Annotated in this window: 9 protein-coding genes; 6 read left to right on the top strand and 3 right to left on the bottom strand. The window is 61.3% G+C overall.

From position 1 onward, the window contains the following. Positions 1-85 precede the first annotated feature (85 nt). On the bottom strand, positions 86-760 hold the full coding sequence (locus HMPREF3053_RS05090; RefSeq protein ID WP_049193703.1) for an O-methyltransferase: 675 nt from the start codon (positions 758-760) through the stop codon (positions 86-88). Positions 761-918: 158 nt separating this feature from the next. Here HMPREF3053_RS05090 and sigE point away from each other — a divergent pair, with 158 nt between their 5' ends. The 4 genes from sigE (at position 919) to tatB (ending at position 4,035) form a co-directional block, all read left to right on the top strand. Next, positions 919-1,572, top strand: coding sequence for an RNA polymerase sigma factor SigE (sigE, locus tag HMPREF3053_RS05085; protein WP_049171940.1), 654 nt, complete (start codon positions 919-921; stop codon positions 1,570-1,572). 78 nt (positions 1,573-1,650) lie between these two features. Continuing rightward, the gene (locus tag HMPREF3053_RS05080) at positions 1,651-2,016 is read left to right on the top strand and encodes an anti-sigma factor family protein (RefSeq protein WP_016422410.1); all 366 of its coding nucleotides are present in this window, start codon (positions 1,651-1,653) and stop codon (positions 2,014-2,016) included. Continuing rightward, complete coding sequence (locus HMPREF3053_RS05075; protein ID WP_070767378.1) at positions 2,016-3,335, top strand: S1C family serine protease; 1,320 nt, start codon at positions 2,016-2,018, stop codon at positions 3,333-3,335. Before HMPREF3053_RS05080 ends, HMPREF3053_RS05075 begins: the two co-directional genes overlap by 1 nt. Before the next feature lie 112 nt (positions 3,336-3,447). Beyond that, positions 3,448-4,035 carry a Sec-independent protein translocase protein TatB gene (gene tatB, locus HMPREF3053_RS05070; RefSeq protein WP_070652892.1) on the top strand — a complete coding sequence of 196 codons (588 nt, stop codon included), beginning with the start codon at positions 3,448-3,450 and terminating at the stop codon, positions 4,033-4,035. Positions 4,036-4,279: 244 nt separating this feature from the next. Here the strand turns inward: tatB and HMPREF3053_RS05065 are convergent, their stop codons facing one another. Next, complete coding sequence (locus HMPREF3053_RS05065; RefSeq protein ID WP_070767377.1) at positions 4,280-5,413, bottom strand: Mrp/NBP35 family ATP-binding protein; 1,134 nt, start codon at positions 5,411-5,413, stop codon at positions 4,280-4,282. Positions 5,414-5,732: 319 nt separating this feature from the next. On the opposite strand from HMPREF3053_RS05065, the gene HMPREF3053_RS05060 reads away from it, so the two are divergent. Beyond that, positions 5,733-6,215 carry a YflT domain-containing protein gene (locus HMPREF3053_RS05060; protein WP_042388577.1) on the top strand — a complete coding sequence of 161 codons (483 nt, stop codon included), beginning with the start codon at positions 5,733-5,735 and terminating at the stop codon, positions 6,213-6,215. Positions 6,216-6,258: 43 nt separating this feature from the next. Here the strand turns inward: HMPREF3053_RS05060 and HMPREF3053_RS05055 are convergent, their stop codons facing one another. Continuing rightward, positions 6,259-7,482, bottom strand: coding sequence for a magnesium and cobalt transport protein CorA (locus tag HMPREF3053_RS05055; RefSeq protein ID WP_016422415.1), 1,224 nt, complete (start codon positions 7,480-7,482; stop codon positions 6,259-6,261). Positions 7,483-7,525: 43 nt separating this feature from the next. On the opposite strand from HMPREF3053_RS05055, the gene HMPREF3053_RS05050 reads away from it, so the two are divergent. After that, on the top strand, positions 7,526-8,281 hold the full coding sequence (locus tag HMPREF3053_RS05050; protein ID WP_016422416.1) for a type 2 periplasmic-binding domain-containing protein: 756 nt from the start codon (positions 7,526-7,528) through the stop codon (positions 8,279-8,281). Positions 8,282-8,310: the final 29 nt, after the last annotated feature.

The raw sequence follows: 8,310 nt of genomic DNA, 5'->3' as shown, positions 1-8,310 counted from the left end.
TTTTCGGGCCATTTTTGTCATAAACGCAGTCAGTAAGTCGCAGTGACCCACCGCTGCCGCTAGCCGGCCGGCCAACAGTAGAAAACTACTTCTTCACCAGCACAGTGGTGCCAGCTGCTAGAGGCAGGCGCATCACGTAAGCGTCGTCAAGCTGGAGCATGTATTCGTCGGCTTCGCGGGCAGCGACGGTGTCACGGTCAGTGCGTGACGAGTCAGCGACAGTGCCGTCGAGGAGCGCGCCGGTCAGGACGAGCGCGCCACCGGAGCGAAGCAGCGGCCAGGCCTTTTCCTGGGCGGCGCGGAGGATTGCCGGGGCGACGTCCAAGTAGACCAAGTCGTAGGAGTCGGCGGCCAGTCGATCCATGACCTCCAGTGGCTGCGAGGGCAGGAAGCGCTGTCGGTTGGGGCGGATGCCTGCGGCTCGGAAAGCGGACTTCGCCAGAGACTGGTGCTCGAGCTCCGGGTCGATGCAGGTGAGAACGCCGTCATCGCCGAGGCCGGCGGCCAGGTGCAAACCGACTACGCCTGCCGCAGGCGATGCGATGACAGCGGCGGGGTGACCGTCGCGGCGGGCGCTGGTCAGGGCCATGAGCGAGGTCAAAGCGGCGCCGGTCATCGTATCGGGGACGGCAACTCCGTATTCGCGAGCGCTCTCTCGGGCGCTTTCAAGGGCCTCGGAGACTACGGTCGTGTTGTTGACGTGCTGTGCAATAGCGTCACGTGCGGATAGCGGGGTAGCAGAAGAACTCGTTTCGGACACGTTCTATAGCGTAGGAAAAAACTTCGGGCAGGGTAGCGGGGCGCGCCGGTCAGTGCCGGACTAGGTGGGTAAACAAGCCTCAAACTTGTCTGGACTCTCAAACTATTTTCAGGGTAAGGTCACTACAAACCTAAGGTTGGTAAGGAACACTGAACTTCATGCCCGAACGAGTCAAGTCCGAACGAGTCAGCGGAGGCGCCAGCCGCGAGGACGCCGCGTCCGCTGACGTAACTGAGCAACTGTCCGGCACCGCGGCTTTTGACGCAGGTGTGGGGGAGATGCCGTCGTGGTCGGAGCTGGTTCAGGCCCACGCGGATAGTGTTTATGGGCTCGCTTATCGGTTGACTGGTAACCAGCAGGACGCGGAAGACCTGACGCAGGAGACATTCATGCGTGTGTTCCGCTCGCTGAAGTCATACCGTCCCGGCACTTTTGAAGGCTGGCTGCATCGGATTACCACTAACCTGTTTTTGGATATGGTCCGGCATCGGCAGGTCATCCGGATGGAGGCGTTGCCGGAGAACTACGACCGTGTCCCGGGTACGCTGAAGACCCCGGAGCAGGCCGTCGATGACGCGATGCTCGACCCGGATTTGGAAATCGCGCTGGCTGAGCTGCAGCCGGACTATCGCGCGGTGGTTGTCCTCTGTGATGTGGTGGGGCTGACCTACGAGGAAATTGCCAGCACCCTTGGGCTCAAGATGGGCACTGTGCGTTCGCGTATTCACCGGGCACGTTCCAGCTTGCGGGCGACGTTGGAGCGCCTGGAGAAGGAACGACAGGAGCTGCCGGAGTCGGTCACCGCAGGCTAGATTTCCCGCACTCAATCCGCGGGAGCGGCTATTGTGGGGCTAGTTAAATAGGTGCGATTTCTGGAGGTGCTGCAGTCTGTGATTCAGCAGGGCGATGACAAGCGTTTTTTGTCAACGGAGCATCTCGGCACCGAGGCAATTGCCGCTTTTGTTGACGGCGAGTTGTCGGTCGTAGCTGAGCGTCGTGCGCAGGCGCACCTGATGGCATGCCCGGAATGTCGCCGGGAGGTCGCGAAGCAGCGGCAGGCGGCCAAGCGTCTGCGTGATAGCGCGCCCTTGCACATTCCAGCTGAGCTGCGCGCTCGTATTGCTGATTTCGCAGGCAGTTGCGAGGACTCAGAGCCCCATCGGTCGGCGCGGCATCTTGCGCACCGTCCGCCGGAGTCGCTGAGTGCCGCGTTGGAGCAGATTGTTCGCGGTTTTCGTAAAGGTGGTAGTCACTAGTGGGCAAACATCGCTCTTTCGATGATTCCGCGTTTGCCCCGGACTCCGATCGTGCCGCCGCAACTGGCGGGTTACAGCGTGCTCCAGGGCAGAAGCTTGACGACGACCCCAGTGCCACCGCCCAAGAGTATTCGCCGTGGCAGGATTCGTCGTCACGCATGACGACGGGGCGTCCAGCCCGCAAACCCGAAGCGAAAAAGAAGCCTCGCCCGAAGACGGCTCCCCGCGTCAGCGCGCGGGAAGTGATTTTTGGCCGCGAGGTGCCGTGGCGTGTGATTGCGGCGTCGTCGGCCGTGGTGCTGCTCATTGGCGGTGTTGGTGGCTTTGTTGGCGGTTGGGCTGGCAAGACTTTCCGCTCGGACTACCAGCGTGTGGAGCTGCAGCAGATCGAGGGGCGGCCGGGCAACGGCGATTTGACCGAAATCGGCAAGGTGGCGGAGACTCTTCGTCCCGCGGTGGTGTCGATTGCGGTCAGTGCCGGTGAGGTTTCGGGCGTGGGCTCGGGGTTTGTCATTGATGGTGACGGTCATATTTTGACGAATAACCATGTCGTTTCGGCGGTGGCGGACCGGCAGGATATGCAGGTCTCGGTAACGTTTTGGGACGGTGGCAAGCTGAAAGAGGTGCCGGCCAAGATCATTGGCCGCGACCCGAAGACCGACCTTGCCGTAATTAAGGTTGAAGACGTTGCGGGGCTGACCGTGGCGCAGCTTGGTGATTCCAATGCGGTTGCGGTCGGTGACACAGTGATTGCGATGGGCTCGCCGCAGGGGCTTGGCGGCACGGTGACCTCGGGCATTGTCTCGGCGCTCAATCGCCCGGTGCGCCTGGCTGCTGAGGGGACCGACACGGACGGTTACGCCGATGCGATTCAGACCGATGCCTCCATCAACCCGGGTAACTCGGGTGGTCCACTGGTGGATATCCGCGGTGCCATTATCGGTATTAATACGGTGATTTTCAGTAGTTCGGGTGGCTCACAGGGGTTGGGCTTTGCGATTCCAATCAATTCAGCCGTTGCCATCGCGGAGCAGCTCATCGCCGGTGAGCAGCCGGTTCATCCGGGGATTGGCGTGACAGCGCGCACGGTTTCCAATGGCGCACTGACTGGTGCCGAGATTGCCAGCATCCTGCCGGGAGGCGTTGCCGACCGGGAAGGCCTGCAGGAAGGCGATGTGATTACGGCTGTGGGAGACCGCGCGGTATCGTCCGCAGATGAGCTCACGGTGGCGCTGTGGACTGTTGGCGCTGGTAATGAGGCGGTATTGAAGATCGTTCGCCACGGAGCCGAGCTGGAGGCGAAGATCACGCCGGAGTAGGGGGGGCGCTGGTTTCGACCGGTTTCGGCTGGTTTCTGCGGATTTGGCAGATTTGGTGGATTTGGCCGCGCAATGCTGCATGCGAGGTGCACTGTAACTAAGGTGGTATAACGTGTTTTCTAATGTTGGCTGGGGCGAGATTCTTGTCCTCTTTATCCTCGGACTAATTCTCATCGGACCTGAGCGGTTGCCGAAGGTAATTGAGGACGTCCGCGCATTGCTTCTGGCTGCGCGCACCGCAATCAATGACGCACGCGATAACCTCTCGGACGAGTTCGGTGAAGACTTCGACGATCTTCGCAAGCCGCTGCAGGAGCTCAACGATCTCCGTCGTCTCAACCCGAAGACCGCCATCACCAGGACGCTTTTCGACGGCGATGACACCTACCTGGACATGCTCTCCGGTAAGCCCGCAGCGGGTGGTGGCGGAACTGGTGCAGCCGGAGCTGCAGGAGCGGCAGGAGCGGCCGGGCCTGCGGGTCAGCAGTACCAGCAGTCCAATACGAACCAGCCAGTGCAGCCGGCTCCGTCGCAGCAGCCGCTCCCGCAGTCGGCTCAGCAGCCAGCCCAGCAGCCGGGAACGTGGCAGGATCCAGTTGCCCAGGCCCGCCAACAGCAAGCGCAACAAACACCACAGCAGCCGCAACAACCTCAGCAGCCCCGTGGGGTGCAGGCCTGGGTTGACGACGACAACCTATAGAGGTTGCAAACCGTTCCCGACCGCAAGTTACTGACTAGGTTTATGACACTTTGAGCACAAATTTTGTCACGAAACTGTCATAAACCTAGTCAGTAAGTGCACGCAGCCACTTTGATGGATGCACCGCCGAAAACACCCACAACACATACGCCCCAGACACCGCAGCCGCAAAAGCAGACGCCCCCTTCCCGGCACCGAAAATACCGGGGAGGGGGCGTCGCTGTGATCGTCGTAAAGCGAAGGCCTACTTCGGAGTCACGCCCAAGCCGAGCGACTTGCCTGCGAGCGACTCGCGACGAACAACCAGCTTGTCAGCGATAGCGTTCAGGGCCTCGCCCGCGCCCGAATCCGGCTTGGACAGGACAATCGGAGTGCCCTTGTCGCCGCCTTCGCGGAGCTCGGTGTCCAGCGGTACCTGGCCGAGCAGCTCGACCTTTCCGCCGGTGATCTGGGTAAGACGACGGGCAACGGTCTCGCCGCCGCCTGTGCCGAAGACCTCCATCTTGGAGCCGTCGGGCATTTCCATCCAGCTCATGTTCTCGATGACACCGGCGATGCGCTGGCGGGTCTGCAGCGAAATGGTGCCGGCGCGCTCTGCGACCTCGGCGGCGGCCATCTGCGGGGTAGTAACAATCAGCAGCTCAGCGTTCGGCACGAGCTGCGCCACGGAGATGGCGATGTCGCCGGTTCCCGGGGGCAGGTCGAATAGCAGGACGTCCAGGTCGCCCCAGAACACGTCCGCGAGGAACTGCTGGATAGCGCGGTGCAGCATTGGCCCACGCCAGACAACCGGTGCGTTGTCGTCGACGAAGTGTCCGATAGAGATCAGTGACACGCCGTGCGCCTGCGGAGGCATGATCATGTCGTCGACCTGGTGCGGCTTTTCCTCGGAGCCCATCATGTGCGGAATGGAGTGTCCGTAGACGTCGGCATCGAGGACACCGACAGACAGACCCTTCGCGGCCAGCGCGGCGGCGAGGTTCACGGTCACGGAGGACTTACCAACGCCACCCTTACCGGAGGCGACGGCGAACACGCGGGTGCGGGAGTCCGGCTGGGCGAATGGGATCACCGGCTCGGAGGCGGTGCCGCGGACGGCGTTGCGGAACTCGCGGCGCTGCTCGTCATTCATCACATCGGTGGTGACGGTGACGTTGCCAACGCCCTCGATACCGTTCAGCGCCTCTTCGGTGCGCTCGATGATGGTGTTTTTCATGGGGCAACCGGCGATGGTGAGGTAAATCTCCACGGCCACGTCATTGTTGTCCGCCACCGAGATGGACTTGACCATGCCAACCTCGGTAATCGGGCGACGTACCTCAGGATCTTCGACCTGCGCCAGGGCGGTGCGAACTTCAGCTTCAGTAATCGTAGACATTATGTAGTGAATCTTATCGTGAGACCCCGCAAGACAAAGAACTACTGACAAAATCAGTAGTTTGCCGCTTTACGACGGTCACAGCGACCAACCCCTCCGGCAAGCGCGGTGGCGGTGGAATGGGCGGTGGACCAGACGGCGGAACAATTGCCAACCGTCAGACGTTGTCCTTGATAGAACGCTTTATAGCGATAGTTTTAGCAATATTTTCAGCAACTGAGTCACCATTTACTGTGACAACAACTGCAAGGGAACGGTGAGAGTACCGATGGCAAATGGGGAAGCGGGCAGCGGTTGGGGGAGCGGCCGGGAACAGAGCATGAAGTCCCGGTTGCCTCAGCGCCAGGTGCCCGAGGGGTGGCCGGTGGGCAGTTTCACCAACTACTCCGACGCGCAGGCGGCGGTGGATTCGCTCAGTGATCGCGATGAGTTCCCGGTTTCCGACCTCACCATCGTCGGTGTTGACCTGATGCAGGTGGAGCGCGTAGTCGGCAGGCTGACCTGGCCGAAGGTGCTCGGCGGCGGCGCACTGTACGGCCTGTGGATGGGCCTGTTCTTCGGCCTGATTCTGGGGCTTTTCCAGGAAGATTGGGTGAGCCCGCTGATTGTTGGCCTCGGTATGGGCGCCATCTTCGGCATCGTGCTGGCCGCAGTTCCGTACGCAATGCAAAACGGCAAGCGGGATTTCTCGAGCACTACGGAGATTGTTGCCCGTCGCTACGACGTCCTGTGCAATCCCCGCAATGCCGAGCGGGCCCGTGACCTGTTGGCGCAGCGGGCGCTCGGTGGGAACCGCGGGTAGGTTGCTGTATCCGTCGTAAAGCGATGCCTGCCAGAAGCAGAGCCTATAGCCACTTGTTGCGGCGCAGGACCCACACCAAAAACGCCACGATGGCGAACATGATGGCGAGGACGATGAAGTAGCCGTACTCCCAGTGCAGCTCGGGCATGTGGTCAAAGTTCATGCCGTAGATGCCAGCCAGGGCGGTCGGGACGGCGAGAATAGCCGCATACGCCGAGATAGTACGCATATCCTGGTTCTGCTGCAGCTGGATTTTCACGGCGGCGGCGTCGATGAGGGCGGAGAGTCGTTCGTCGAGTCCGGAGACGAGGTCCGCGGCGGCGAGCTGGTGGTCGAGAACATCGGAAAGATAACGGCTGACGTCCTTAGGCATGATGTCTTCCCGCAGATTCATCAGGGAGCGCAGCGCCGGTGTCAGCGGATCGATCGCGTGGCGCATCTCCAGAATCTCTCGTTTGAGGATGTAAATGTCCTCAATATCCGAATCCAAGTTCGGCTCGAAGACTTCGTCTTCCATGATCTCCACGCGATCTTCCAGCTGCATCGCGATGCGCAGGTACGCGTCGACGAGGTTGTCCGTCAGCGCCCACAGCACGCCCGCGGGGCCGTAGTCGATGGCGTCGGTGGTGTTCTCCACGCGTGCGCTAATGCGCTGCATATCCGAGCTCGGCATGCCCATGCGAATGGTGATGACGTACTCCGGGCCGATGACAATCATCAGCTGGCCAGAGCGAATGATCTCATTTTCGTCATCCGCGAGACCTTCCGGGGAGTAATGAATCGAGCGAATTACAAAAACCACGTGATCATCGTGGATCTCAATCTTGGGGCGCTGGCGGTTAGTCAGTGCGTCCTCCACCGTCAGCTCATCCAGCCCGTAAAGCTCGGCGATGGCGTCCATCTGTGTCGCGTTGGGGCGCGACAACGACAGCCACGTGAAGCCCTCGCCAAAATTCCGTACCTCGGACAGCCCGGAGAAGTGGTCGTAGGTGCCGGGCAAACGCTTGCCACCGATGTAGACGCCGCAATCGCGCAGGGCATCGCGCACCGCCCTCGACTGTCCTGTTCCTGTGCTTGACGACGAGCCGTTGGTGCGCGTCACCTTCGAGACAGCCGACTTCGCTGCGGATTTAGCCGCATTCGTCGCCCGAGCGGTTTTACCGGGTTTTGCTGTGGCCGACGGTTTTTGGCTTTGACTGGCCGAGCTAGTTCGCGGATTGCGAGCCTTCGCCGAAGCGCTGATGTTGCGGCTTTTCTCTTCGCCCATTCTGGGTGACCTCACAATCCGTTCGTAGGTTACGCTGGTGTCGATGATTGATTTTAGACGTGCGAACGCCGGGTTCCACTTTCGCATCCGCTCAATGGGGTGCAAGGGTAGCTCCACGGCTACTGCGTGCACTTTTACCGCCCTGGCATTGGTCACTGGGGCGACGGGGTTCGGTCTTGCCGCATGTTCTGATTTGGATCCGCAGATGCCCGTTCCTCCCGAGCAGGAGGCGGTAGTGACTGTCGGGGCAGACCTACGCAACCCTGAGCAAGCAGCTCTTGCGTACGTGTATGCGCAAAGCTTCGAGAGAATAGGGCGGCAAGCGGAGGTCGTCGGCATTCGCAATGCTGACGACCGGTTGCGGGCCGTACGCAATGAAGCGGTCCTGGTCTCCTTCGGATGCACAGGTGAGCTACTCGGCCTGAGCGACCCTGCGTCGGCGGCTTCACTGGCGGAGGAATACGCCGACGACTCCACCCCGGACAAGCAGTTCAGCGGCGAGTGGCGCGACCGTGTGTACGACGCATTTTCGCGGTCGCTGCCGGGTGAAGTTATGGCCACCGACGCGGGCATGGCACAGGGCTGCGCGGATGTGTCAGCTGACAATGCTGGGGCTGACTTGCCGCAATGGCTTGTGCCTTTCTACGTCAAGCCAGCGTTGGACCGAGATGATCGAGTCCGCGTGCTCAATGAGATTGCGGGTTCGCTGAGCACTGAGGACTTGAAGCTGATGACCCGGGCTGTGGCTGGTGGCGCCAGCCCTGAGTTGGTCGCTCAGGAGTGGCTGGACAAGGCGTAGTCGGGGCGGCGGGGGCTAGTTGTGGCGGT

It is taken from the genome of Corynebacterium sp. HMSC064E07, assembly GCF_001815745.1.
Classification (GTDB): Bacteria; Actinomycetota; Actinomycetes; order Mycobacteriales; family Mycobacteriaceae; genus Corynebacterium; species Corynebacterium jeikeium_D.
This window is presented reverse-complemented; position numbering and strand designations above follow the sequence as displayed.

Excerpts from the sequence above, each read along its gene's own strand:
- sigE (WP_049171940.1), top strand. The coding sequence starts at position 919 with ATGCCCGAACGAGTCAAGTCCGAACGAGTCAGCGGAGGCGCCAGCCGC.
- HMPREF3053_RS05065 (WP_070767377.1), bottom strand. The coding sequence starts at position 5,413 with ATGTCTACGATTACTGAAGCTGAAGTTCGCACCGCCCTGGCGCAGGTC.
- HMPREF3053_RS05060 (WP_042388577.1), top strand. The coding sequence starts at position 5,733 with ATGAAGTCCCGGTTGCCTCAGCGCCAGGTGCCCGAGGGGTGGCCGGTG.
- HMPREF3053_RS05055 (WP_016422415.1), bottom strand. The coding sequence starts at position 7,482 with ATGGGCGAAGAGAAAAGCCGCAACATCAGCGCTTCGGCGAAGGCTCGC.
- HMPREF3053_RS05050 (WP_016422416.1), top strand. The coding sequence starts at position 7,526 with ATGATTGATTTTAGACGTGCGAACGCCGGGTTCCACTTTCGCATCCGC.